The following is a 23,651-nucleotide window of genomic DNA, read 5'->3' on the forward strand; positions in this document are numbered from 1 at the left end:
GCTAGAGTCAGGGCTCTATTTTAGCGCAGCCCAGGCACTCAAATCTTCAGGGCTTATCCGTCCCATTTTGCGGTGCAACACATTCCCATCGCTACCGATAATCACCGTAAAAGGCAGGGATCCGGTCAAATTACCTAACGTTCGCCCCAAGTCTGCCCCAGAAAGCCCCGCCAAGGCCACCGGAAAATCCAGCGGATTTTTGAGCAAAAAGGGATCCACGGCCGATTTTTTATCGATGGCCAAGCCTACGACTTGCCAACCTGCGGCCTTGTGTGCGTTGAAAAACCGGTTGAGCAGCGGCAGTTCCTCCACACATGGCGGGCACCAAGTGGCCCAGAAATTGAGCAACAACGGTCTGCCTTTCAGGGATTGGGTTGCCAACAAGGGTCCAGCGGGCGTCTCCCACTGCTTGCCCCAGAAGCCTGGAGCTGGCTCGGCGACAGGGTCCGGCACAGCCCCAACTGGCGCGTGGTCGTGCCACCAGGACAGCCCCGCACCCGCGGCGGCGGCCAAGGCGGCAGCACCTACCAACCAACCGCGCCTTTGGTTGTTAGGCGCGGTGTCAGCCGTCTCGGCTTTGGCAATCATTTCAGGCACTTCGGATGTCATAAGCCCCCATCATGCAGCAAAACAGCCAGCGCCTTGGTATCCCCACGCGGCTTGCGGCCGTCGGGCTGGGCCAGCATCGCGCCACGCTGATCGTCCAGATCGTAGATCAGCAGGTGCACACCGACATAGCCACCCAGATCCTTGCTGCGCACCTGCACACTCAGTGCATCCACCAGCTCGCCCTGCAAACCCATGACCCGACCCGGCTGGTAGCGGACACCCATGTCTATCAGGTTGATCTCGGCGGACTTGGGGTCATCGCAAAACAATTGCAGGTAAATATCGGAATGGCGTGTAGCGGTGCCATGCCAAACCGCGCCGCTGACATAGGGGCGAAAGCGCTCCAGCCGTTGCATCCACTCCAGCGCCAGGCAGCGCAGGCTCAGCAACTCTCCCGGCTGCGTATCGGCGCAAAACAGCTCGATGTGCTCCCGCACGGCTTGTTCAAGCACCTGGTTATCCGGTAGTGGCGTGCGAGCAGGCAAGCCCAATAGCTTGATCGCGCTGCGTTTGGCGGCGCCGTACTCCTGCCCTTCCTCAACCACCAGGCGTGCAGCGGTCGCGGCAATTTCTTCCTTGAGACTGTCCATGTGCGCAATTGTGCCCCGCCTCTCTAGAATCAATGCCCATGCATATTCATATCCTCGGTATTTGCGGCACTTTCATGGGCGGGCTGGCGGCGTTGGCCCGCGAAGCGGGACATCGCGTTACAGGTTGCGACTTGGGCGTCTACCCGCCAATGAGCGACCAGCTGCGTGCCTTGGGGATCGAATTGATCGAAGGCTACAGCGCCGACCAGATGGCGCTCCAACCCGATATGTTTGTGATCGGCAATGTGGTCAGCCGTGCCCGAGTGGCAGATGGAAATCCACGCTACCCGTTGATGGAAGCCATTTTGGAGTCGGGTACGCCCTATACCAGCGGCCCGCAGTGGCTCGCCGAGCATGTATTGCAAGGTCGCCACGTATTGGCAGTGGCGGGTACCCATGGCAAGACCACGACGACGGGCATGCTGACCTGGATACTGGAGCAGGCCGGGTTGCAACCCGGGTTTCTGATTGGCGGCGTACCCTTGAACTTCGGCGTCTCTGCCCGTCTAGGGAAGGGGCGTTACTTTGTCATTGAGGCCGATGAATACGACACCGCGTTCTTTGACAAGCGCAGCAAATTTGTCCATTACCGCCCTCGCACCGCGATCCTGAACAACCTGGAGTTTGACCACGCTGACATCTTCGACAACCTGGCAGCAATCGAGCGGCAGTTCCACCACCTCGTGCGTACCGTGCCCGCCAGCGGTCGCGTCGTGGTCAATGGTCTGGAGGAAAGCCTGGCGCGTGTACTGCATGCGGGTTGCTGGAGCGAGGTGCGCAGCTTTGGCGCGGCCAACAACGACTTCACCGCTGTAGGCGAACCGCATGACTTTGACGTGCTATTGCAGGGCAAGCCACTGGGCCGCGTGCAGTGGGAACTGTCTGGCGTGCACAACCAGCTCAATGCATTGGCCGCGATTGCGGCGGCGGACCATGTGGGCGTGCCGCCAGCCCAGGCCGCTGCGGCACTGGCCAGTTTTCAGAACGTCAAACGCCGCCTGGAAGTACGCGCACGTGTTGCGATGGTCACGCATGGCGCTGCCAGCGCGCCCGTCACAATTTACGACGACTTCGCCCACCACCCCACTGCCATCCGCACCACCGTCAACGGCTTGCGCCGTCCGGTTGGCACAGCACGCATCCTGGCGGTGTTTGAACCCCGCAGCAACACGATGAAGCTGGGCGCGATGAAAGCGCAACTGCCATGGAGCCTGGAAGAAACCGATCTGGCGTTTTGCCACAGCGGCGGACTCGGCTGGGATGCCCATGAAGCCATGGCGCCCATGGGTTCGCGCGCCTTTGTTGCCGACACCATTGATGGTGTGATGGCACAGGTGCTGGCGCACGTTCGCCCGGGCGACCACATCCTGTGCATGAGCAACGGTGGCTTCGGCGGCATCCACCAAAAATTGGCAGACGCGCTACAAAAACAATAGCTGCCCACGCACACGCTGTGCGCGCCAGAGACACTTTTTATTTGGAGCGGCGAGCGCGGACAGCACTGGACAGTACATCCAGTGTTTCCAGCGAATCGTCCCAACCCAGGCAAGCGTCCGTAATGCTCTTGCCGTACTCCAGTGCACCAGGCTGATCCTTGCCAGGCGTGAATTTCTGAGCGCCCGCTTGCAGATGGCTTTCCACCATCACACCAAAAATACTGCGCGAGCCACCCTTGATTTGATCGCCTATATCGCGCGCGACTTCCAATTGCTTCTCATGCTGCTTGCTGCTGTTGGCGTGGCTGCAATCCACCATCAGCGTCGCAGGCAGCTTGGCCTTCTCCAGCTCCTTGCAGGCGGCAGCCACATTGACGGCGTCGTAGTTCGGCGCCTTGCCACCGCGCAGGATCACATGGCAGTCCGGGTTGCCATTGGTTTGCACGATTGCGACCTGGCCGTTCTTGTGTACCGAAAGGAAGTGGTGGCCACCAGCGGCGGCCTGGATCGCATCGGTCGCGATCTTGATGTTGCCGTCGGTGCCATTCTTGAAACCGATCGGTGCGGACAGGCCGGAGGCCAGTTCGCGGTGCACCTGGCTCTCGGTCGTGCGCGCGCCAATCGCGCCCCAGGCGATCAGGTCGCCCAGGTATTGCGGAGAAATCACGTCGAGGAACTCGCTGCCCGCCGGCAGGCCCAAGCGGTTGATCTCGATCAGCAACTGGCGCGCAATGCGCAGGCCTTCGTCGATGCGGAAGCTCTCGTCCAGATAGGGGTCGTTGATCAGGCCCTTCCAGCCCACGGTCGTGCGCGGCTTTTCGAAATAGACACGCATCACGATTTCCAGCGTGTCCTTGTATTTCTCGCGCTGCTCCTTCAGGCGGCGGGCGTAGTCCAGCGCGGCAGACGGGTCGTGAATGGAGCAAGGGCCGATGATGACCAAGAGGCGATCGTCCTTGCCCGCCATGATGTTGTGGATGCTTTTGCGGGTGTCGGAGATCAGCGTCTCGACCGCGGTGCCGCGGATCGGAAAGAAGCGGACAAGATGCTCTGGAGGCGGTAACACAGTGATGTCCTTGATGCGTTCGTCGTCGGTCTGGCCGGTGCGGTCGTCGGGTTGTCCGGTGTGTCCGTACCAAGACTGCGTGGATGCAGAGGATTTAGTCGTCATGTCATTGCTCCAAAATCACTAAAAGTTCGCACAAAAAAAAACCGCCGGGGGACCGGCGGTTTGGGAGGATTCAGGACGTTTGTTTCAGGTACGTACAGAACTCTCTACCGCCGAAGCGCAGGAGAACCAAAAGTAGCTAAAAAAGAAACGGCCGAAATTCATGCTTTGAAATGTAGCACAGTCAAAAAATGACTCCGGCGGTCAGGCCGTGCCACCGACCGTCAGGCCGTCGATACGCAGCGTAGGCTGCCCCACACCGACCGGCACGCTCTGTCCTTCCTTGCCGCAAGTGCCGACGCCGCTGTCAAGCTTCATGTCATTGCCGATCATGGTCACGCGCGTCAGCGCATCGGGGCCATTACCGACAATCGTCGCGCCCTTGACCGGATACAGAATCTTGCCGTTCTCGACCCAGTAGGCTTCGCTGGCCGAGAACACGAACTTGCCGGACGTGATGTCCACTTGCCCACCACCAAAGTTGGTCGCGTACAGGCCCTTCTTGATGCTCTTGACGATTTCTTCCGGTTCCTTGTCGCCACCCAGCATGTAGGTGTTGGTCATGCGCGGCATGGGCACATGGGCGTAACTTTCGCGTCGGCCATTGCCGGTGGGCGCCACGCCCGTCAGACGTGCGTTCATGCTGTCCTGGATATAGCCCTTCAGGATGCCGTCCTCAATCAGCACCGTCTTCTGACTGGTGTTGCCTTCGTCGTCCACGTTCAGCGAACCGCGACGGTCGGCGATTGTGCCGTCGTCCAGCACGGTCACGCCCTTGGCTGCCACACGCTCACCGACTCGGCCGCTGAACGCGCTGGAGCCCTTGCGATTGAAGTCGCCTTCCAGTCCGTGGCCAATCGCTTCGTGCAACAGGATGCCGGGCCAGCCGGGGCCAAGCACCACGGTCATTTCACCGGCTGGCGCGGGGCGCGCGTCCAAATTGGTGACCGCTGCGTGGACCGCTTCATCCACGTACTGGGAAATCTGCTCATCACTGAAATAGGCCAGGCCAAAACGCCCGCCACCACCGCTGGAGCCCACCTCGCGGCGCCCCTTCTGCTCGGCGATCACGGTGACCGACAGGCGCACCAGCGGGCGCACATCGGCAGCCAGCGTGCCATCGGCACGCGCGACCAGCACCACGTCGTATTCACTGGCCAGCCCCGCCATGACCTGCGCCACGCGCGGGTCCTTGGCACGCGCCAGGCGCTCGACCTTGCCCAGCAGTTCCACCTTGGTGGTGCTGTCCAGCGTCGAAATCGGGTCCACACCCGCATACAGTGAGCGGCTCTTTGCTACGTTTTTAGTAGCTGCTTGCGCACGTCTACTATGGGCTGCAGCCGAAATGGTTCGTACGGTACGAGCGGCGTCGAGCAGTGAGGCCTCGGAAATATCGTCGGAATAGGCAAACGCCGTTTTCTCGCCGCTGACGGCCCGCACGCCCACGCCCTGGTCGATGGAGAACGATCCGGTTTTGACAATGCCTTCTTCCAGGCTCCAGCCTTCGGAGCGGGTGTACTGAAAATACAGGTCAGCCTCATCAACCTGGTGCGCCTTGATCTCGTCGAGGGCCTTTGTCAGGTGGCTCTCGTCTAGCCCGAAAGGGGTCAGCAGGAGGGATTTGGCAATTGCCAGGCGTTCGATAGTGGGTTCGCGAGAGATCATGGAGCCATTTTAGGCTGCAGAGGGGAAATGGGAGTGGTAGCGCGCAAACAACCCTGGTCCGTGCGCCCCAAACCCCGATAGCCGATTTGCTGGACCCGAAGGGGACTGATGAGGCCATCGGGGCTTGGGATGCACCGACCGGCGAGAGAAGACCAAGTCACCATTGCCTGGTTATGCGCTCACCCGATTGGCCATGTCCCGGAGGGCTCATCCGTCCCCTGCGGGTCCAGCAAATCGCCTTCCAGGACATGGCCAACCGAGTGCGTTTGAAGTGCTTGGCTCCCAGCCGTTCTAAGACGAGGTCACGACTGCACCAACCGCTTGGCGTTCGAGATAGACATCAAAATCCCCAACGCCAACCCCAGCGTCACCATCGCGGTACCGCCATAGCTGATGAATGGCAAAGGCACGCCCACGACCGGCACGATGCCACTCACCATGCCCATATTCACAAAGGCGTAGGTGAAGAAAATCATCGTCACCGCTCCGGCCAGCAACCGCGAGAACACCGTGGGCGCGTCCAGCGTTATCGCCAGACCGCGCAACACCAGAAAGATGAACGAGCCGATCAGGAACAGATTGCCCAAGAGGCCGAATTCCTCGGAGTAGGCAGCGAAGATGAAGTCGGTGGTGCGCTCGGGGATGAACTCCAGGTGCGTTTGCGTGCCCTGCATGAAACCCATGCCCAATACGCCGCCGGAGCCAATCGCGATCATGCCTTGAATGATGTGAAACCCTTTGCCTAGCGGGTCGCGCGACGGATCCAGCAAGGTGCAAATACGTTGCTGCTGGTAGTCGTGCAGCACCGGCCATCGGACACCATCTGCGCAGAGACTGGGCTCAAACACGATGAGCAGGATGACGCCAATCAGGCCGATGACAACAGGCGGAATCACCAGGCGCCAGCTCATGCCAGCAAAGAAGATGACCGATACGCCGGCCACCAGCACCAGTAATGACGTGCCCAGATCGGGCTGGCGCATGATCAGGCCCACAGGTATCACCAACAAAATGGCCGCCACGCCAAAGTCCAGCGGGCGCAACTGGCCTTCGCGCTTCTGGAACCACCAGGCCAGCATAAGCGGCATCGCAATCTTCAAAATCTCACTGGGCTGAATCGTCACGCCCACATACAACCAGCGCCGCGCGCCCTTCTTGGTGATGCCAAACAGCGCCACCGCGATCAACAGCGCCACACCAAAGACATACAGGGGCACGGCCAGCGACATCAGTCGCTGCGGCGGAATTTGCGCAACGACAAACATGATGGTTGCCGCAATCAGCATGTTGCGGCCATGGTCCTCAAAGCGGGTGCCATGGTCGTAACCCGACGAATACATGGTCAACAGGCCCGCGCAGCACAGCATGAACACCGCAAACGCCAGCGGTCCGTCAAACCCCGAAAACCAGGGGGTGATACGGTTACGCAGGGAGACTGAGCCGAATTTGGTTGCCATGGGGGTGAATTATCCCGCGCCCGCCACCCCAAATTTGTAAATGCCCCAGTCAGGGGATCAATATTGCAACGACCGTCTGTCCAGGCGCACTTTGAAAGCTCAGTTCCGCACCGATGGCCTGGGCTCGCTCTTTCATCGACAACAGGCCCTTGCGTAAGGGTGTTGTCACATCAAACCCCACGCCGTTGTCCGTCAGGCTGATGCGAATCCCGGCCGTGGTCTGCACGGCCTCGATACGCAGTTCGGTCGCTTGTGCATGCTGGAGCACGTTGGAAACCGCCTCGTACACCATGAACAGCACGTGGCGCATGGTCTTGTCATCCAGCCGAGCGACTGTGTCCAGCACTTCAACCTGCCATTGCAAGTCAATTCCTGATGCCTTCAGGCGCGGCTCCAGCCGGTAGCGCAAGTTGGCCAACAACGCCGTCACGTCGCCGGGCGGCAAGTGCAAGGCATCGATGGACAGCTTCAGCTGATCCAGCCCCTCCTGCAGCATGCCGGCCACTTCAACCGTATCCGCATTGCCGCTTTGCAACTGGCGCAGCGCCACGCTCAGGTGCATGCCAACGCCGTCGTGCATGTCGCGCAGAATGCGCGTGCGCTCGGCACTGCGGGCCTCACTATGTGCCATGTCTGCCATCCGGGAGTAGGTCAGCTTGAGCTCCTGCTCTTTTTGGGAAACTTGCAGGGCAAGATTCGCTTGCAGATGGGCGGCTTGGGAGGTGGCGGCCTTGAACCGCATCAACACCACCACACTCGCGGCCACCCCGAACAACAGCGACGAAAAATACAAGGTGCTGCTACCCGTGACGGAAGGACGGATCCGCAATAAATAGAGATCAATCAGCCCTACGGCCACATTGACCGCCATCGACAGTCCAAACAGACTGCTACCGAGGTCCTTCAACTGGACCACGCTCCTCCACGAAAACGCGGCGCAGAACAATAGAAATGTCAGCCCCAGCAGGCCATACCAGGCAGTCAAGGCAATGGGCCAAACAAAGACCCACCCAGCCGTCGCCGCAAAAAATCCGCCAATGCACAGCGCAGCCAGCCAGCCGCGCATGGCTCCAGCCCACCGGGCGCGGTTCCACTGGACCAGCTCCATGCAAAACAGCGTGGTCAAACACGCCCAAGCGCCCAATGCCAGCGAGGAAAGCACCGACCACCATGCCACCGGCAGAGGCGGGCTTTCAATGATGGAGTCAGCCACCCGGAACACCCAACACATCTCCGCCAGTCCCATGTAGAGGTACAAAACGTCGCGCCGCCCATGGCCCGCCACCGGGTTCAGTTGGGTGAGCCACAGTGCCAGGCCCATGGTTCCCACCAAAGCACTGAAAATCACCACCCCCAAGCGGGCCGGAACGCGCCAAAACCAAACCTCCATATGCGCCGCCTGCACCTCAGCCATCGTACCGAGCAGCAAGGGCGACAGCCCGCCTTGACGCCCAGCATCGCCGCGAATACGGATACGCAACTCGTTGTGTCCGGCCTGCAGCGCGTAACCCAGCGCGATGATGCGAGGCAGTTTGGAATCCTCTCGGGCAGGCCTCTGCAAATCACCAAACCATTCAATGCGCTTGCCGTTCAGCCATACCTCGTAGCCGTTGGCAATTTTTGCGGCATACAGCCCGTAGGGCTCAGGCGCCAAACTGCCCATCTCGAAGTCGAATACGAACTCGGCGACGCCAGACTGCCCAGGTTGCGTCCTGTCCCATAAGTAGGGCAAATCAACGGTCGCCGCCTGCGTGCCGGGCATGTTGGGCAGAGATAGCTTGGCCTGCGTCAACCGCAAGGACGCGTGAGCATACGGAGCCCATAGAAGCAGCAGGCAAAAGGCAAGCAGCCAACCATGCATGCGCCCCATCCCCCAAAGTCCTTTGCCCTGCAACACCGCTACTTCTTTCCGCTCAGCAAACCCATACGGGTTGCCTCAAAAACAGCCTCATTTTTGGAGTGCACCGCCAGCTTGGAATAGATCTTTTTGATATGCGACTGCACCGTGTGAACACTCAGCGCCTGAATGCGCGCAATTTCTCCGTACGAGAAACCGCGCGCTATCAGCGACAACACTTCCAGCTCTTTGGGCGACAGCAAATCCGTGGTGTGGACTGCGTCAACAGCCTCCTGCGGAGCTGCTGGACTTCCCAGTCGGTATTTGGACAACACCCGGCGAGCGATCATCGGAGAAATGGGAGACTCGCCGCGCCGCATCGCCAATATCGCATCGGCAATATCGTCCGGCGTGGCGTCTTTGTGGATGTAGCCCAGTGCGCCTGCCTCAATGCTTGCCAACACATTGTCTTCGTCACCAAACATCGAGATCACCAGTACCTCACACGCGGGGTTTCGCTGCATCGCATAGCGGATCACATCCAGGCCACTGCCGTCCGGCAAACCCAAATCAATCAACAAGACGTTCAGTGCGCTGGCGTTGTTGTCCATCCAGCGCTTTGCCTCCGCGACCGTGCCCAAGCGTCCCGCCAACTGCAGCTCCGACGAACGCGTGATGCATCCGGCAAAGAACTCCTGCATTTCCTGGTTGTCTTCAACGACAAGTACGCGCCATGCTTGCATTTCAGTTTTCTGATGTTCACACAAGCATACCGGTATGCGGCACGTGAATCGCGTCGGGCTATCCCATGGATATGGGATTTGCAAATACCCGCAACTCCATGACATTCGCCCTAAGCCCCAGTCGATCCACTGAGGCCATTTGTAAACCCACTCTTCGGAAACATATGACTTCAATTTCTCGCTTCCTGTCAGTCGCCTGTATTTCCGTTCTGCTTGCCGCATGCGGTGGTGGAGAAACGGAAACTGACCCGAACAATGGTCTTGCTGTATCAGGTACTGCCAGAGCTTGTACATACACACCCTCTACAGGAGCCAGAAAACAATGCTCAAACGTGGACGCAAAATTCTGTACAAAGTATTCCTATGGAACCGTTGGAGATGAGACTTCATTCCAATATTCCAAGTGTGCTGATTTGGGCTACTGATACGCTGGGCGATGGAGGCAATGCCAGCTTCTTGCAAGAAGTTCCGCATTGGCTTGGCACATATCATCGCCACATGACGCACCTGCTCTACCTGCACGGCTTTCGCTCCTCTCCCCAGTCCGCCAAAGCCCGCCTGATGCGCGCGGCGGTGCAAAAACACCCCGACGTGCATTGGTGGTGCCCGCAACTGCCGCCTTCACCCAAAGCGGCGATGCAGATGGTGCGGCAGGGCATAGAAGACTGGCCACATGACACCATGGCTGTCGTCGGCTCCTCGCTGGGTGGTTTTTATGCCACCTGGGTCGCTGAGACGTTTGGCTGCAAGGCCGTGGTGCTGAACCCTGCCGTAGACCCGGCACGGGATTTGGCGAAATACATTGGCGAGCAAACCAGTTGGCATGACCCGAACGAGCGGTTTTTCTTTCAACCAGAATTTGTGGACGAATTGAAGGCGCTGGCACAGGGGCCTCTTCGACGCCCCGACAACTACCTAGCGGTCATCACCAAAGGCGACGAGGTACTGGACTGGCGGGAAATGCACGCCCGGTATGCCGCTTGCACCATGCGCCTGGTGGAAGGGGGCGACCATGCCATTTCTGACTTTCCGGCCCATTTGCCCGCCGTACTGGAGTTTTTGGGTCTGAACTGACCCGCCTGCCGGAGCACCCTGCATTTGCTGGGACAATCCTGCCCATGCATGTATTGTTTGAAGAAGCCGGCAAATTCATGGCCGGGCGGGTACTGTCCGAGGCAGAAGCCTCGGCACAAGTGGAGTTGGAATCCGGCAAGCGCGTCAAGGTCAAGGGCGCCAATATCCTTTTGCGGTTTGAAAAGCCCGCGCCAGCCGAGCTGATTGCGGCGGCGCAGGCACAAGCGCAGTCGATTGAGCTGGAGATGGCGTACGAGTTTGCGCCGGGCGAAGAGTTCGGTTTTGCCGACCTCGCACGCGATTATTTCTCGGCACAGGCTACGCTGACCGAACAGGCTGGCATGCTGTTCAAACTGTTCGAGTCACCCCACTACTTCCGCCGCGCTGGCAAAGGGCGCTTCAAAAAGGCACCGGCTGACATCATTGCGCAGGCATTGCTCGCCATAGAAAAGAAAAAACAAATCGTCGCGCAAATCACGCAATGGGCCGACGAACTGGTTGCAGGACAATGCCCGGAAGCGATTCGTTTCCAGCTCTACAAGATCCTGTTCAAGCCCGACAAGAACGCGCCCGAATACAAGGCCGTTGTCGAAGCATCGCGCGCCGCCCATCTGGCACCGCTGGACCTGCTGCAAAAGGCCGGTGCGATTGCCTCGCCGTATCAGTTCCATTGGAAGCGCTTCCTGCTGGAAAATTTCCCCAAGGGCACGGGCTTCCCTACTATCACTGCACCCGCCATTGCCGACGAGCTGCCTGTCGCAGCAGTGCAAGCCTTCTCGATTGATGACTCGCAAACCACCGAAATCGACGACGCACTGTCCGTGCAAGGGCTGGGCAGCGGCACTGTGACCGTCGGCATCCACATCGCCGCGCCTGGCCTGGCCGTATTGCCCGGCAGCCCGGTGGACCAGTTGGGCCGCGCGCGCCTGTCTACCGTCTACATGCCCGGCTACAAGATCACGATGCTGCCGGACGATGTGGTGCAGACCTATACGTTGATGGAAGGGCGCGACTGCCCGGCCGTGTCGTTGTATGTGACGTTTGACGAAGCCACACTGGAAATCAAGGGCTCGGAAACCAAACTGGAGCGCGTGCCGATTGCGCATAACCTGCGCCACGACCAGCTCGATGCCGTGGTCACGGAACCATGGCTGCAAGACCCTGCGTTTGAACATCAAAACGAGCCACAAGCCTTGCAGGGATTGCGTAAGCAGCTATCATTTTTATACCAACTCGCCAAAGACCTGAAGGCCAAACGCGAGGTGGTGCGTGGCAAACCTGAGACCTTCAACCGCCCGGACTACAACTTCCGGCTGCAAGGCAATGACGGCTCAGAGCCGCAGGGCGATGAAACGGTTTCCATCAGCATCCGCCAGCGCGGCGCGCCGTTGGACCTGATCGTCGCCGAAGCGATGATTCTGGCGAACAGCACTTGGGGCAACTGGATGGCGGAGCTGGGCGTTCCGGCGATTTACCGCAGCCAGGCTTCTCTCGCGCCCGGCGTCAAGGTGCGCATGGGCACCAAGGCCTTGCCACATGCGGGTATCGGCGTGAAGAGCTATGCGTGGTCTACCTCGCCGCTACGCCGCTACACCGATCTGGTGAACCAGTGGCAAATCATTGCCTGCGCGCGCAACGGCAAGACGGCTGCGCTGGTCGCGCCGTTCAAGCCGAAAGACGCCGAGTTGTTTTCCATCATCTCCGCGTTCGACGCAACCTACAGCGCGTACAACGGCTTCCAGGGTGGCATGGAGCGCTTCTGGACCATGCGTTATGTGGAGCAGCAGGGCCTTACCGAACTGGTCGCCTCCGTGTTCAAGGAGAACATGGTGCGTGCTGATGACATTCCGCTCGTACTACCTGTCATGGGCGCGCAGGGCCTGGCGCGCGGCGCCAAGGTGCGCGTGAAGTTAGGCGAGATGGACTTCATCACGCTGGATGTGAACGGCACGGTGGTGGAGCGGCTGGATGCGCCAGCGCCTACCGACGAAGTCGATGCCGCGGAAGACGACGAAGACGAAGTCGCCGGTCCGCTGGCGATCGCGGTGGATATGGGTGAAGGGGCCGACGCGGACGAAGCGCCTGCCCCGGCCAGTGATAATCCTGCACTGTGAATCTGCGGTCTATCAGCACTCTCCAATGGGCACTGGGCATCTCGGTGGCGGTACACGCCGTGCTGCTGACGGTTCGCTTCGTCGACCCTGAAGGCTTTAACCGCGTGTTTGAGGACACGCCGCTGGAAGTGATTCTGGTCAACGCCAAGACCAATGAGAAGCCTGACAAAGCCAAGGCCATCGCACAGGCATCGCTGGCAGGCGGTGGCGAAGCCGAGAAGGGCCGCGCGACCAGTCCCCTGCCCTCGTCGGATTGGGCAGAGGCGGGTGATTCGCAGGAACAATCCAGCGCGCGCAAACTGCAAAACCTGCAGGAACAACAAAACCTGCTGTTGGCGCAAGTCAAAGACCAGCTCTCCGCACTGCCACCGCCCGATCCGAACAAGACCACCAGCAACACCGAACAGGTCGAACGCGAGGAAAAGCGTAAGCGCCTGGTGAAACTGTTGGCGGAGATCGAGAAGCGCATCAACATGGAAAACGCGCGACCCAAGAAGCGCTATATCAGCCCGGCCGCGCGCGAAGAGGTTTACGCCGTCTATTACGACGCGCTGCGCCGCTCCATTGAAGACCGCGGCACCGACAACTTCCCCACCTCCGGTGGCAAGAAGCTGTACGGCGAGCTGACGATGATCGTCACCGTGAACCACGACGGCCGCGTGTTGGAAACCGAAGTGGTAGAGAGTTCGGGCAACCCCACGCTGGACCGCCGCGCTGCGGCGATTGCGCGCACCGCCGGGCCATTCGGCACCTTCCCCAAAGCCATGCGCCGCCAGGCCGACCAGATTCTGGTGGTATCGCGCTTCAAGTTCACCCGGGACGAAACGCTGGAAGCCAAAGTCTCGGCCAGCCCATGAAAGCCATTTTTCGTTGGCTGGTGCTGTGCGCTTTGGCGCTGTTCGCGTTGCAACTCTATTTTGTGGTCCGTATTGCCGCAATGGCCGTCGTCGCACCGCAGTCCACCGCGTTCCAGCGCTCCGAGGCTTACCGCATTGCAGCCGAGAAAGGCAAACTGCCATGGAGCCAGCAGTGGGTGGGGTACTCCCAGTTGGGTGACAACATCAAGCGCGCCGTGATTGCCTCGGAAGACGACGGCTTCTCGAACCACGACGGCGTCGATTGGGAGGCCCTGGAAAAAGCCTGGAACAAGAACAGCAAGGCAGAACAGCGGGTGGCACAACGACCCAATGCGAAACCGCCCAAAGTCGTAGGCGGCTCCACGATCACGCAGCAGTTGGCAAAGAACCTGCTTCTGTCCGGCGAGCGTACGCTGCTGCGTAAAGGCCAGGAGTTTGTGCTGACCATGCTGTTGGAGCACCTGCTGCGCAAAGAACGCATCCTGGAGATTTACCTCAACAGCGTGGAATGGGGTGAAGGCGTGTTCGGTGCAGAAGCGGCAGCGCAGCACTACTTCCGTAAACCCGCCGCAAAACTCAGCGCATACGAAGCGGCGCGCTTGGCTGTGATGTTGCCGCGGCCCAAATACTTTGAGAAGTTGCCGAACTCTGGATACCTTTCGTCACGGGCCGGGGTCATTGCGGGTCGCATGGGTGACGCGCAGTTGCCTTGACCGAGGTAAAGCTGCCTCTTACGGGGGACAAGAGTCGCATACTTGCATCTTCAACTTGAATTTGGAAATGAAGAAATTTCTCTCTCTGTCGCTGTTCTTTTGTGCGTTTGCATGTCACGCTGAGTTTCTTCAGTTCGACCTGGGGCGCAGTGGCAAGCTGCAGATCGGGATGGAGGTCAAGGCGGAAAAGAATCTGATGGTGTCGCTCGTGCGCATGGGGGCAACCGAGCTCTATCTTGTAAAGGTTTCCAACTGCAAGAGTGGTGCGGGTCAGGTTTTCATTTTTGATGCCGGGGGCAAAAAGCTACAAGACACCTTCAATTGGGTGAAAGATGGCAAGGAAATGGCCGACGTCATTGGAACGAATATCTGCAAGTTCGCGCCAAAATGAAGTCGGCCGGCGGGGCCTTTCGCTCTGTATCATCCCGCCATGCTTGCCAAGTTGATGAGTTACTTTTTGCTGGGATTGATCCGGGTGTTGACCGGCTCCCAGGCGCGCTGGCACGGTTGCCCGCCCAAGGCCGAGCAGCGTATTTATTTCGCCAACCACCAGAGCCACGCTGACCTCGTGATGATCTGGGCGGCGCTGCCCAAGGAGTTGCGCAGCGTGACGCGCGCGATTGCGGCAAAAGACTATTGGACCAAGACGCCGTTCAAGCAATGGCTGACCACCGCCGTGTTCAACGTGATTTATGTGTCGCGCGACCGCAGCGCTGACGAAGACCCGCTGGAGCCACTTCTGGAAGCCCTGGCCAATGGCGACTCCATCATCCTGTTCCCCGAAGGCACGCGCGGCTTCACTGGCGATCCACAACCGTTCAAGGCTGGTCTTTACAACCTGGCGCAGCGATTTCCGTCGGCGGTGTTGGTGCCAGCCTGGATCAACAATGTGCAGCATGTGTTGCCCAAAGGCGAGGTGGTACCGGTACCTGTACTGTGCTCGGTGACCTTTGGCGCGCCTATCCATATCGAAGAAGGCGAAGACCACAAGGCCTTTCTGACCCGAGCTCGTGACGCCGTGATCGCGTTGCGCGACGTCTGAGGCCTTTGCCCATGTATTTCTATATCAAGAACATGACCCCCACCCAGCAGGTGGGCGCGCTGTTTGTGATCGTGTTCGGCCTATTGCTACTAGCCAGTGTGACGGCGTTTCTGGTGTCATTGCGCGAACACGGTGACGACGAGCAGGGCAACCAGTTCCGCCACGAACTTCGCAGCATTGACGGCATCATCCGCACCAGCTGGATGATGGTGTTCGTGTTCTGGCTGGGCTGGGTTACCGGTGCCTGGGTCGCGCTTGTGCTGTTTGGCTTGGTGTCTTTCTTTGCACTGCGTGAGTTTTTGACGCTGTCCCCCACGCGCTTGGGTGACCACCGCAGTCTGGTGCTGGCGTTCTTTGCGGTGCTGCCCATTCAGTATTGGCTGGTAGGCGCGGAGCACTTCGATATGTTCGCAGTGTTCATTCCGGTCTACGTATTTCTGGCGCTGCCACTGACCAGCGCGCTGGCGAATGACCCGATCCGTTTTCTGGAGCGCAACGCCAAGCTGCAGTGGGGCATCATGGTCTGCATCTATGGTATGAGCCATGTGCCGGCGCTACTGATGCTGCGCTTTCCAGACTACGACAACAAGAATGCCTTCATGGTGTTCTTCCTGGTGCTGGTGGTGCAGACCTGCATGGTCACGCAACATCTGGCGTCGCGTACGCTCAAGCGCGCGCCGGTGGCACCGGCGATCAGCCAGAGTTTCAACTGGGCAAGTTTCTGGATCGGCATTTTTGTCGCCAGTCTGGTCGGCGCATTGTTAGCTGGCATCACGCCCTGGGTGCCGGGCACGGCGTTTGCGTTTTCCTTCATCGCCTGTGTGGCCGGCTCCATGGGCCACTTTGTGATGAAGGCACTGAAGCGCGACCGTGGCATTCCAAGCTGGGGCTCGCAAGGTGACTCGGTCACGGGCGCCGGCGGATTGCTGGACCGCGTTGACGCGTTGTGCTTCGCGGCACCGGTGTTCTTCCACTCTGCACGGTGGTACTTTGACCTATAAATCAGCCTGCAGCGCCCGTAAAACGTGCGTAAGCAGCTATTAAAAGAGTAGCATGCGAATCCTTGGAATTGACCCTGGCTTGCGCACCACAGGCTTTGGCGTGGTGGATGTGCAGGGCGCAGAGTTGGCCTATGTTGCCAGTGGCACCATCAGCACGCAGCACCTCGATACGCACGCATTGCCAGCCCGCCTGAAAGTGCTGTTCGACGGCATTGGCGAAGTCGTGCAGCGCTACCAGCCGACCTGCGCAGCGATGGAAATTGTGTTCGTCAATGTGAACCCGCAATCCACGCTGTTGCTGGGCCAAGCACGTGGTGCGCTGATCACGGCGCTGGTCAATGCCAATCTGACGGTGGCCGAATACACGGCGCTGCAAATGAAGCAGGCCGTCGCCGGCCATGGCCGTGCGCAAAAGGACCAGGTTCAGGAAATGGTCAAACGCCTGTTGTCACTGCCCGGCCTGCCCGGCCCCGATGCCGCCGATGCGCTGGGTCTGGCGATCACCCACGCCCATGCGGGAAAGGCCATGGCACGCATGGCGGCTGCGGAAGGCTTGGGCGGCAAAAGCATCAGCACCACCGCCTCGTACCGCGCCGGTCGTACGCGCTAAATTCACACCCTATGAACAACACACCTGTCTATCTGGATCTGGAGACTTGGCCGCGCCGCTCTGCGTTTGAGCTGTTTCGCCGCTATGACATTCCGTGCTTCAACCTCTGCACCCGGGTCGACGTGGCACTGCTGAAGAAAGCCGTCAAGGAGTTGGGCATTGGCACGATGTCGCTGGCCTATCACTTCATCGCGATCCGCCTGGGCAATGACATCGAACCGTTTCGTTACCGCCTGGAGGGCGACCGCGTGCGCGTGCATGACGTGGTGCACGGCGGCACTACGGTGCTGCGCGAAGACGAGAGCATTGGCTTCGCCACGCTGGAACACCAGCGCAGCTTTACAAAATTTGCCAAGCAAGGCGCAGCTACGCTGGCCGCAATGCGTCGGGCCGATGCGCCGTTTGAGCCGACCCAACACGAGACGGCCACGCTGCACATGAGCGCCGTGCCGTGGGTGCACTTCACCAGCAATTCCAACGCCCGAATCTGGGGTGCGCACGACTCGATTCCAAAAATCGCTTTTGGCCGCATCGATGCTGACGGCGACAAACTGTGGATGCCGCTGTCGGTAGAGGTACACCACGCGCTGATGGATGGCCTGCATGTGGGCCGGTACATCCAAGGCTTCGAAGCCGCGCTAAAAGACCCGATGACGTGGTTGACTCAAGAGTAAAGGGATTCCGATGACCCCCGAACAAACCGCCCTGGCTGCACGCCTGATCCGCAATTTCAACGACGCGCCGCTGGAGCATCAGGTGCGCGCTCCGCTGTACGACAGCCTCGCGGCGTGCTTGGGGACTGGCACTGCAGCAAAGAATTTGGGCGCTTCCATCGACACCGTGGCGCCAGGCAAGCGCTCGTGCCCTTACCACTTTCACTACGCGCAGGAAGAAATGTTCATCGTGCTCGAAGGCACGGGCACGCTGCGCGTGGCGGGCGAGATGCTGCCGCTGCGCGCAGGTGATGTCGTGTTTATTCCGCCTGGCCCGGAGTATCCGCACCAACTGATCAACACGTCCGAGCTGCCGCTGAAGTACCTGTCGATCAGCACGCGCGAGTCGCCGGAAATTGTGGAGTATCCAGATTCAGACAAGCATTTGGCGATGGCACGCAAGGCCGACGGCACCAGCTTCGATGCGCTACAGCGCAATGACCAGAACCTGGACTATTGGGACGGTGAGCCCTGAGGCTCACGCAGTCCCAGTAGCAGATCAGTAGTAGATCGCTAGGCCAATTTCCTTGTGATTGCCGTTCAACTCACCCAGTGCGTGGTTGAATTTTTCGGAAACAGAACGCAGGCTGATGCCGAACTGGGGTACGGACTTGCCGGTCTTGCGTTCGCCATTGGAGAACAAGTATTGCAATTCCACGACCGTACCGCCATCGCTCTTGAAAGTGCCGTTGACGGGTGAATTGGCGACCACGCCCTTGCCACGCAGTTCTGCTGAAGATTTGCGTATGCCGGCGCCGAAGCGCAAGCCATAGGCAATATCCACGAAGCCCATAAATTCAACCGGCACTACCGTGAAGTCGTAGCTGCCATTGATACCCTGTGGCTCACTGGACATGTGGCCAATCGAGGCTTGCAGCGTGAATCGGTCCGCAACGCGATAGTCAAATCCGATGCGCTTCTGGATGCCGTCACCGGGCCCCACGCTAAACGGAATAGTCTGCGTCGTGCCAATCACGGTGATGGTGCCGCTGGTGATCTCTTCACCCCCACTGGCCGCACCCAGCCCCCCAAAGAAACGCCAGTTGGATTCCTGCGCATGGGCTGCCAGACTGGCGCCTGCCATTGCGACGCAAACGATTAACTTCTTCATCTTCTTTCCTCCCTGTTAAACAACTATTTATTGTGACACGGCGCGCGTCGGCACACTGCGGTTGCACACATTGGTATGCCCTGGCTTGTACGCAAACCATTCCGCAGAAGGGTTGCGCGTGGCCTCAACAAATGCAGTCCATGCAGCGGTATCGGTGCGCATCACTTCCAGCGCCGGACGTTCTGCCGCCGGAATGTCAGCCAGCAGGCGCACTGGGCCCAGCGGGATATTCATCTCGGGCTTGTCGTAAAAGCCCATGGGTGCCGGGCCGCGCGGCAAGGACGACAGGGCCTCCATGCCTTTGAGTACACGCCCGACCACCGTGATGTTCAGGTCCAGCCGACGTGGCGCCTGACCAATGATCACGTACAGGCTGCCCGCGTTGCTGCTGTCCGCCGGGTTGCCGCGCGCGGAGCCGACCACGCCGTAGCAATGCGTCATCCAGGCCTTGTTCTTGGCTGGATTGGCAGCAACCGGCATGCCATCGACCCAGCCCGTTACAGGCGCCCAACCGTCGCTGTCTTTCAGACGGGTGATGGGCAGGCCCTTGAATGGAATCGCAAACTCTGCGGGCAGCGTAGTCTTCGCATCCCCCAATGACAGCGCCTTGTCCTTGTCTTCGTCGTTGGGGTCGGCCCATTGCGTCACATAGTTGTCCTGCACGCGCACGATGGACGTCCTGGAGTAAAAGCCATTGCGCGTGAGCGCTCGGATGTTCTCCGCATGTTTGGGCGCAAAACGCGGCGCCAGTTCGATCAGCACCTGCGTGCCGTTGACAGTCAGTACCAGCGTGTTTTGCGGGTCCAGGGCGCGCCAGTCTTGCGGCTTGGATTCCTTGATGATTTCAGCCTCCGTCTTGGGCTTGGGTTGGAGCTTGACTGCGGTGGTTTTGGCCTGCAGGGCCGAGTTGCTGCACAGAAGCGCTAACGCGAGGCCGGCAGAAAGGGTATTGCGCAAAAAGTGGGGCAAGAGGTCCTCCATCGATAAAGCCATGGGTGCGCGTACTGTACATGCGCCGAAGCAGAGTGGCAGTGAAACTGGTGTAGATTGGTGACACCATGAAACTCGCACATCTTTTGAGTACTCCATTGCTGCTTATGGTGTGTGTGGTGCATGCGCAAACCTGCCCACCGGCGCAGACCGACATTGCCGCACTGCGCGCGCTAAAGACCGCGCAGTGGAAGCTGGAAGACACCGCAAAGCGCGAGGCTTTGGCTATTGCATTGATGCCGTGTCTGGCGAACCCCAATCCCGAACTGCGCGATGGTATGGCCTTTGAAGCGCTGAGCATCTGGCTGCGCGGCAAGCAGCTGTCTGCGGCCCTGCAGCAAAGCTTGTTCCGTCGCCTGCTCGCGCAATTGCAAGCGGACGCGGCGGATACCGCAGGCTTCGCCAAACCGTTTGCGGCGTTGGCCTTGTCCGAGCTCGCAAGGGCGGACCGCATCACACCGTTTCTATCCACAGAGGATCGTGCCAGCCTAGTGGATGCAGCCGTGCTGTATTTGCCGAGCGTGAAAGACTACCGCGGTTTTACAGAAGGTGAGGGATGGCGCCACGGGGTCGCCCACGGCGCCGATCTGCTGATGCAACTCGCGCTCAACCCTGCCGTGGACAAGGGCCAACTGGAACGCATTGCCACCGCGGTGCAAATCCAGGTTGCACCCGCCAATGGACACTCGTACATCTTTGGTGAGAGTGAACGTCTGGCGCGCCCCGTTTTATTTGCTGCACGCCGCGGTCTGCTGGATGCCGCCTGGTGGCAGGCCTGGGTGCAGGCGGTGGCAGCACCCGCCCCGTTTGCTTCCTGGGATACGGCGTTCGCGTCGACTGCCGGTTTGAGCAGACTGCACAACACCAAAGCGTTTTTGCTGGCGCTGTATATCAACCTACAAGAAAGCAAGAGCGAAGCACTGCAAATTACCTTGCTACCGCCGGTGCGCGACGCGCTGCTGAAGCTGCCTTAAAGCCTGTTCAGACCTGCGGCAAGGTGGACTGCATGTCGCGCGGCACCACCGTATCGCGTAAATGGTTGGGCAGCAAATCCGGTGCGCGAGGGTCTGTGATCCGGACACCAAAGCGTTCGCGCTGCTTTTTGGCCTGGTGCGCAATATTGCGCTCCACCCACACCCTGAACTTGACGCCACGCAATGACTGCTCTTTGGCCAGGTACATCAAGAGCGCATCGTCACGCAAATGGCCTTTGGGTGGTTTGCCCATTTCGCACCAGCCGTCCGGGTAAGCGAGCGCCAACATACGGTCGGACGCGCCGGTACCCACAATTTTGCGCACCTCTTCCGCCGGAACCCACTGGCAGTAATCATCGTCTTCCACCACATGAACGGTAGTGCCCTGAAAACTGTAATAGCTGCCATTGATCGAATGCAGCATCGCCTGCTTGGCGGCAATGCGCATTTCATCGCCGAAGTCGATGATCAGGCGCGAGAACAGAATGCCCCACAGCGGCGCGGAAGTGACCAGTCCCACCAGCCCGATGTAGTGGTACATCAATACGGAAAAGCCAGTACACACAATGGCTGCCGCCGTAGCCAGAAGGAGGATGCGTTGCATGGCTGCACTCTAGCGCAATCAGCGCCGCAGTTCATCCCCCTAAACCGGCGTTTGGTGCCCATTTTTGTGGTGCGGCACTACGGCATGCACGAGAATCTCCGCTTTCCTCACTCTGGTCACCCACCATGATCCAACACACCCGTTCGCTATTGCTGCTGGCTGCCGCCGCAGCCGCCCAGCTCAGCTATGCAGCCGACACTTCACAGTGGCGCTGGAAACTGGACGACATGTACGCCACCCAGGCCGACTGGGACAAGGATGCCAAAGCGCTGGAGGCGCAGTTCAAGCCCTTGGCCAGCTGCAGCGGCCAATTGACCCAAAGTGTCGCGCGACTGAAGTCCTGCCTGGACCTCAATGCAGATATCAATAAGCGCATCTATCGCCTGGCAAGCTATGCCGCCCAATCGAACGACCAGGACACCGGCGACACTGCCGGCCTGGACCTGAAGCAGCGCGCCGACGTGCTGGGCAATCGGCTGCAGGAAACCGTGTCCTTCCTGAACCCGGAGCTGCTGAAAGCCGGGCGTGTCAAGGTCGAAGGCCTGATGAAAAAGGACAAGAGCCTGGCCATCTACCAACACGCGATGGACGAACTGTGGCGCAACGCCGCCCACACGCTGGATAAGAAAGGCGAAGAACTGGTCGCCAACTTCAGCAATGTGACCGACACAGCCAGCGCGGTGTATTCCACACTGTCGAACTCCGACATGCCCTGGCCGAAGATCAAGTTGTCCGACGGCACCGAAGTGCTGCTGGACCAGGCGGCCTATACCAAGTACCGCGCAGTGGCCAATCGGGCCGACCGCAAGCTGGTGTTTGACGCCTTCTGGGGCAAGTGGAAAGAGTTTGAGCGCACCTATGGCGTGACCTTCTACGAGATGTTGAAGAAAGACAATGCCTACGCCAAAGTCCGCAACTACGGTGGCGACTCACTGACCCAGGCATTGGACGCCAACAAGCTGCCCAAGGGTGTCTATGACGCACTGATCGCTGCGGCCAACGCCAACCTGCCGACGCTACACCGCTACTTCAAGCTGCGCGCCAAGACGCTGGGCGTGACCAACATGGCTTACTACGACATCTACCCGCCCTTGGTATCCAGCGACCTGAAGTACCCGATCGAACCCAGCATCGCCTACACGCTGACGTCGGTCAAGCCGCTGGGTGAAGACTACGTCAAGGCCATGGAAAAAGGCATGGGCAGTCGCTGGATGGACGTTTACCCGCGCGCGCGCAAACGGTCTGGCGCTTACATGAACGGCGCGGTCTATGACGTGCACCCCTACCTGCTGCTGAACCACAATGATGACTACGAATCACTGTCGACCTTGGCGCACGAGTGGGGCCATGCAATGCATTCCTACCTGGCCAACCGCAGCCAGCCTTTCGTGACGGCGGACTATCCGACCTTCACCGCCGAGATCGCCTCGACGACCAATGAAGTGTTCCTGCTGGACCACATGCTCAAGGTCGCCAAGACCGACGACGAACGCGTGCTGTACCTGGGCTCAGCGCTTGAAAACCTGCGCGGTACGTTCTTCCGCCAAGCCATGTTTGCCGACTTTGAACAGCAGGTCCACGCCAAGGTGGATGCTGGAGAATCACTGACCGGCGAAGCAACGTCCAAGATCTATGGCGACATCCTTAAGCGCTACCACGGCCACGAGCAAGGCATTGTGAAGATCGATGACACCTACGCCATCGAGTGGGCCTATATCCCCCACTTCTACAACCGCTTTTATGTGTTCCAGTACGCCACGTCGATCTCGGCAGGCAACATGTTTGCCGCGGAAATCCTGAAGGGCACGCCAGGTGCGAAAGACAAGTACCTGAACATCCTGAAGGCCGGTGGCTCGCAGTACCCGTACGAACTGGTCAAGGCAGCCGGTGTGGATCTGGCAACGCCTGCGCCCTACCAGGCGCTGATTGCGAACATGAACAAAATCATGGACCAAATCGAAGCCATTCAGGCGAAGAAAAAGAACTGAGATAGCGGGTGGACAACACCACCCTCACAAAGACTTTGGGGTCAGGGCACGCAAGTGCCCTGACCCCAATTTTTATTCTGTTGCGGAACGCCTCAGCCCACGCGCTCAGCAATCAATACGGCAAAAAAGCAGAAGGCAGCCAGCAAGGTCCACTTCAGAACCTTCCAGCCCCAAAGCTTGTAGCGCTGCTGGCCTGTGCCCACATGCAATGCAAACAGCACGACTGATGTCAGCAGGCAGAATAAGACCAGAAAGCGGAAGATCAGCATGAGACAACTCGCCGCCGGGCCGCCCCAAGGCGAGTTAGCCCTCTTGGGGGGCAGCGACCCGTGGAACGGTGGAGCGTGGGGGTCAT

The 23,651-nt window shown here is 59.5% G+C and carries 24 protein-coding genes; 13 read left to right on the forward strand and 11 right to left on the reverse strand.

Annotated features, from left to right (window positions below; all coding sequences use genetic code 11):
* Positions 1 to 15: 15 nt before the first annotated feature.
* Complete coding sequence (locus AC1DV6_RS01340; RefSeq protein WP_477974396.1) at positions 16 to 609, reverse strand: TlpA family protein disulfide reductase; 594 nt, start codon at positions 607 to 609, stop codon at positions 16 to 18.
* On the reverse strand, positions 606 to 1,199 hold the full coding sequence (locus tag AC1DV6_RS01345) for a hypothetical protein (RefSeq protein ID WP_477974397.1): 594 nt from the start codon (positions 1,197 to 1,199) through the stop codon (positions 606 to 608). The genes AC1DV6_RS01340 and AC1DV6_RS01345 overlap by 4 nt, the downstream gene beginning before the upstream one ends.
* A gap of 38 nt (positions 1,200 to 1,237) precedes the next feature.
* Here AC1DV6_RS01345 and mpl point away from each other — a divergent pair, with 38 nt between their 5' ends.
* The gene (gene mpl, locus AC1DV6_RS01350) at positions 1,238 to 2,635 is read left to right on the forward strand and encodes a UDP-N-acetylmuramate:L-alanyl-gamma-D-glutamyl-meso-diaminopimelate ligase (RefSeq protein ID WP_477974398.1); all 1,398 of its coding nucleotides are present in this window, start codon (positions 1,238 to 1,240) and stop codon (positions 2,633 to 2,635) included.
* A gap of 37 nt (positions 2,636 to 2,672) precedes the next feature.
* Here the strand turns inward: mpl and AC1DV6_RS01355 are convergent, their stop codons facing one another.
* The 5 genes from AC1DV6_RS01355 to AC1DV6_RS01375 all read right to left on the reverse strand — a co-directional run bounded on the left by AC1DV6_RS01355 (position 2,673) and on the right by AC1DV6_RS01375 (position 9,505).
* Entirely contained in the window at positions 2,673 to 3,806 is a 1,134-nt protein-coding gene (locus tag AC1DV6_RS01355; RefSeq protein WP_477974399.1) for a 3-deoxy-7-phosphoheptulonate synthase, read from the reverse strand.
* A gap of 201 nt (positions 3,807 to 4,007) precedes the next feature.
* The gene (gene tldD, locus AC1DV6_RS01360) at positions 4,008 to 5,468 is read right to left on the reverse strand and encodes a metalloprotease TldD (RefSeq protein WP_477974400.1); all 1,461 of its coding nucleotides are present in this window, start codon (positions 5,466 to 5,468) and stop codon (positions 4,008 to 4,010) included.
* A gap of 302 nt (positions 5,469 to 5,770) precedes the next feature.
* The gene (gene rodA, locus AC1DV6_RS01365) at positions 5,771 to 6,925 is read right to left on the reverse strand and encodes a rod shape-determining protein RodA (RefSeq protein WP_477974401.1); all 1,155 of its coding nucleotides are present in this window, start codon (positions 6,923 to 6,925) and stop codon (positions 5,771 to 5,773) included.
* 49 nt (positions 6,926 to 6,974) lie between these two features.
* A complete protein-coding gene (locus AC1DV6_RS01370) occupies positions 6,975 to 8,786 on the reverse strand; it encodes a sensor histidine kinase (protein WP_477974402.1) in 1,812 nt (603 codons plus the stop codon).
* A gap of 38 nt (positions 8,787 to 8,824) precedes the next feature.
* Positions 8,825 to 9,505, reverse strand: coding sequence for a response regulator (locus AC1DV6_RS01375; RefSeq protein WP_477974403.1), 681 nt, complete (start codon positions 9,503 to 9,505; stop codon positions 8,825 to 8,827).
* Positions 9,506 to 10,003: 498 nt separating this feature from the next.
* Here AC1DV6_RS01375 and AC1DV6_RS01380 point away from each other — a divergent pair, with 498 nt between their 5' ends.
* The 10 genes from AC1DV6_RS01380 to AC1DV6_RS01425 all read left to right on the forward strand — a co-directional run bounded on the left by AC1DV6_RS01380 (position 10,004) and on the right by AC1DV6_RS01425 (position 18,104).
* A complete protein-coding gene (locus AC1DV6_RS01380) occupies positions 10,004 to 10,579 on the forward strand; it encodes a YqiA/YcfP family alpha/beta fold hydrolase (protein WP_477974404.1) in 576 nt (191 codons plus the stop codon).
* A gap of 44 nt (positions 10,580 to 10,623) precedes the next feature.
* Positions 10,624 to 12,693 (forward strand): ribonuclease catalytic domain-containing protein, encoded by a 2,070-nt coding sequence (locus AC1DV6_RS01385; RefSeq protein ID WP_477974405.1) that lies wholly within the window; start codon positions 10,624 to 10,626, stop codon positions 12,691 to 12,693.
* Positions 12,694 to 12,695: 2 nt separating this feature from the next.
* Positions 12,696 to 13,550 (forward strand): TonB family protein, encoded by an 855-nt coding sequence (locus AC1DV6_RS01390; protein WP_477974933.1) that lies wholly within the window; start codon positions 12,696 to 12,698, stop codon positions 13,548 to 13,550.
* The gene (gene mtgA, locus AC1DV6_RS01395) at positions 13,547 to 14,263 is read left to right on the forward strand and encodes a monofunctional biosynthetic peptidoglycan transglycosylase (RefSeq protein WP_477974406.1); all 717 of its coding nucleotides are present in this window, start codon (positions 13,547 to 13,549) and stop codon (positions 14,261 to 14,263) included. Before AC1DV6_RS01390 ends, mtgA begins: the two co-directional genes overlap by 4 nt.
* A gap of 67 nt (positions 14,264 to 14,330) precedes the next feature.
* A complete protein-coding gene (locus AC1DV6_RS01400) occupies positions 14,331 to 14,654 on the forward strand; it encodes a hypothetical protein (protein ID WP_477974407.1) in 324 nt (107 codons plus the stop codon).
* A 39-nt stretch (positions 14,655 to 14,693) separates the two neighbouring features.
* The gene (locus AC1DV6_RS01405; protein WP_477974408.1) at positions 14,694 to 15,305 is read left to right on the forward strand and encodes a lysophospholipid acyltransferase family protein; all 612 of its coding nucleotides are present in this window, start codon (positions 14,694 to 14,696) and stop codon (positions 15,303 to 15,305) included.
* 11 nt (positions 15,306 to 15,316) lie between these two features.
* A complete protein-coding gene (locus tag AC1DV6_RS01410) occupies positions 15,317 to 16,306 on the forward strand; it encodes a phosphatidate cytidylyltransferase (RefSeq protein ID WP_477974409.1) in 990 nt (329 codons plus the stop codon).
* Positions 16,307 to 16,358: 52 nt separating this feature from the next.
* Positions 16,359 to 16,916, forward strand: a complete 558-nt coding sequence (ruvC, locus tag AC1DV6_RS01415) for a crossover junction endodeoxyribonuclease RuvC (protein ID WP_477974410.1) — start codon at positions 16,359 to 16,361, stop codon at positions 16,914 to 16,916.
* A gap of 11 nt (positions 16,917 to 16,927) precedes the next feature.
* A complete protein-coding gene (locus AC1DV6_RS01420; protein WP_477974412.1) occupies positions 16,928 to 17,590 on the forward strand; it encodes a CatA-like O-acetyltransferase in 663 nt (220 codons plus the stop codon).
* A 10-nt stretch (positions 17,591 to 17,600) separates the two neighbouring features.
* On the forward strand, positions 17,601 to 18,104 hold the full coding sequence (locus AC1DV6_RS01425) for a cupin domain-containing protein (protein ID WP_477974414.1): 504 nt from the start codon (positions 17,601 to 17,603) through the stop codon (positions 18,102 to 18,104).
* Between the two features lie 24 nt (positions 18,105 to 18,128).
* Here AC1DV6_RS01425 and AC1DV6_RS01430 read toward each other — a convergent pair whose 3' ends face one another.
* Both AC1DV6_RS01430 and AC1DV6_RS01435 read right to left on the reverse strand, forming a co-directional pair.
* Positions 18,129 to 18,740: a hypothetical protein gene (locus AC1DV6_RS01430; protein WP_477974416.1), complete on the reverse strand. Its 612-nt coding sequence runs from the start codon at positions 18,738 to 18,740 to the stop codon at positions 18,129 to 18,131.
* 27 nt (positions 18,741 to 18,767) lie between these two features.
* Positions 18,768 to 19,709 carry a peptidylprolyl isomerase gene (locus tag AC1DV6_RS01435; RefSeq protein WP_477974418.1) on the reverse strand — a complete coding sequence of 314 codons (942 nt, stop codon included), beginning with the start codon at positions 19,707 to 19,709 and terminating at the stop codon, positions 18,768 to 18,770.
* 89 nt (positions 19,710 to 19,798) lie between these two features.
* Here AC1DV6_RS01435 and AC1DV6_RS01440 point away from each other — a divergent pair, with 89 nt between their 5' ends.
* Positions 19,799 to 20,704, forward strand: coding sequence for a DUF2785 domain-containing protein (locus AC1DV6_RS01440; RefSeq protein WP_477974420.1), 906 nt, complete (start codon positions 19,799 to 19,801; stop codon positions 20,702 to 20,704).
* Positions 20,705 to 20,711: 7 nt separating this feature from the next.
* Here the strand turns inward: AC1DV6_RS01440 and AC1DV6_RS01445 are convergent, their stop codons facing one another.
* A complete protein-coding gene (locus tag AC1DV6_RS01445; protein ID WP_477974422.1) occupies positions 20,712 to 21,308 on the reverse strand; it encodes a hypothetical protein in 597 nt (198 codons plus the stop codon).
* A 125-nt stretch (positions 21,309 to 21,433) separates the two neighbouring features.
* Between AC1DV6_RS01445 and pepF the strand changes: the two genes are divergently transcribed.
* Positions 21,434 to 23,296 carry an oligoendopeptidase F gene (gene pepF, locus AC1DV6_RS01450; RefSeq protein WP_477974424.1) on the forward strand — a complete coding sequence of 621 codons (1,863 nt, stop codon included), beginning with the start codon at positions 21,434 to 21,436 and terminating at the stop codon, positions 23,294 to 23,296.
* 92 nt (positions 23,297 to 23,388) lie between these two features.
* Here the strand turns inward: pepF and AC1DV6_RS01455 are convergent, their stop codons facing one another.
* On the reverse strand, positions 23,389 to 23,565 hold the full coding sequence (locus tag AC1DV6_RS01455) for a hypothetical protein (RefSeq protein ID WP_477974425.1): 177 nt from the start codon (positions 23,563 to 23,565) through the stop codon (positions 23,389 to 23,391).
* Positions 23,566 to 23,651: the final 86 nt, after the last annotated feature.

The organism is Rhodoferax sp. P2_H8_2, from assembly GCF_056403235.1.

Coding starts and splice junctions, on each gene's coding strand:
- AC1DV6_RS01455 (WP_477974425.1), bottom strand. CDS start 23,565: ATGCTGATCTTCCGCTTTCTGGTCTTATTCTGCCTGCTGACATCAGTC.
- AC1DV6_RS01445 (WP_477974422.1), bottom strand. CDS start 21,308: ATGCAACGCATCCTCCTTCTGGCTACGGCGGCAGCCATTGTGTGTACT.
- AC1DV6_RS01380 (WP_477974404.1), top strand. CDS start 10,004: ATGACGCACCTGCTCTACCTGCACGGCTTTCGCTCCTCTCCCCAGTCC.
- AC1DV6_RS01355 (WP_477974399.1), bottom strand. CDS start 3,806: ATGACGACTAAATCCTCTGCATCCACGCAGTCTTGGTACGGACACACC.
- pepF (WP_477974424.1), top strand. CDS start 21,434: ATGATCCAACACACCCGTTCGCTATTGCTGCTGGCTGCCGCCGCAGCC.
- ruvC (WP_477974410.1), top strand. CDS start 16,359: ATGCGAATCCTTGGAATTGACCCTGGCTTGCGCACCACAGGCTTTGGC.
- AC1DV6_RS01410 (WP_477974409.1), top strand. CDS start 15,317: ATGTATTTCTATATCAAGAACATGACCCCCACCCAGCAGGTGGGCGCG.
- AC1DV6_RS01375 (WP_477974403.1), bottom strand. CDS start 9,505: ATGCAAGCATGGCGCGTACTTGTCGTTGAAGACAACCAGGAAATGCAG.
- mpl (WP_477974398.1), top strand. CDS start 1,238: ATGCATATTCATATCCTCGGTATTTGCGGCACTTTCATGGGCGGGCTG.
- tldD (WP_477974400.1), bottom strand. CDS start 5,468: ATGATCTCTCGCGAACCCACTATCGAACGCCTGGCAATTGCCAAATCC.
- AC1DV6_RS01370 (WP_477974402.1), bottom strand. CDS start 8,786: ATGCATGGTTGGCTGCTTGCCTTTTGCCTGCTGCTTCTATGGGCTCCG.
- AC1DV6_RS01405 (WP_477974408.1), top strand. CDS start 14,694: ATGCTTGCCAAGTTGATGAGTTACTTTTTGCTGGGATTGATCCGGGTG.
- AC1DV6_RS01420 (WP_477974412.1), top strand. CDS start 16,928: ATGAACAACACACCTGTCTATCTGGATCTGGAGACTTGGCCGCGCCGC.
- AC1DV6_RS01430 (WP_477974416.1), bottom strand. CDS start 18,740: ATGAAGAAGTTAATCGTTTGCGTCGCAATGGCAGGCGCCAGTCTGGCA.
- AC1DV6_RS01345 (WP_477974397.1), bottom strand. CDS start 1,199: ATGGACAGTCTCAAGGAAGAAATTGCCGCGACCGCTGCACGCCTGGTG.
- AC1DV6_RS01400 (WP_477974407.1), top strand. CDS start 14,331: ATGAAGAAATTTCTCTCTCTGTCGCTGTTCTTTTGTGCGTTTGCATGT.
- mtgA (WP_477974406.1), top strand. CDS start 13,547: ATGAAAGCCATTTTTCGTTGGCTGGTGCTGTGCGCTTTGGCGCTGTTC.
- rodA (WP_477974401.1), bottom strand. CDS start 6,925: ATGGCAACCAAATTCGGCTCAGTCTCCCTGCGTAACCGTATCACCCCC.
- AC1DV6_RS01340 (WP_477974396.1), bottom strand. CDS start 609: ATGACATCCGAAGTGCCTGAAATGATTGCCAAAGCCGAGACGGCTGAC.
- AC1DV6_RS01440 (WP_477974420.1), top strand. CDS start 19,799: ATGAAACTCGCACATCTTTTGAGTACTCCATTGCTGCTTATGGTGTGT.
- AC1DV6_RS01385 (WP_477974405.1), top strand. CDS start 10,624: ATGCATGTATTGTTTGAAGAAGCCGGCAAATTCATGGCCGGGCGGGTA.
- AC1DV6_RS01425 (WP_477974414.1), top strand. CDS start 17,601: ATGACCCCCGAACAAACCGCCCTGGCTGCACGCCTGATCCGCAATTTC.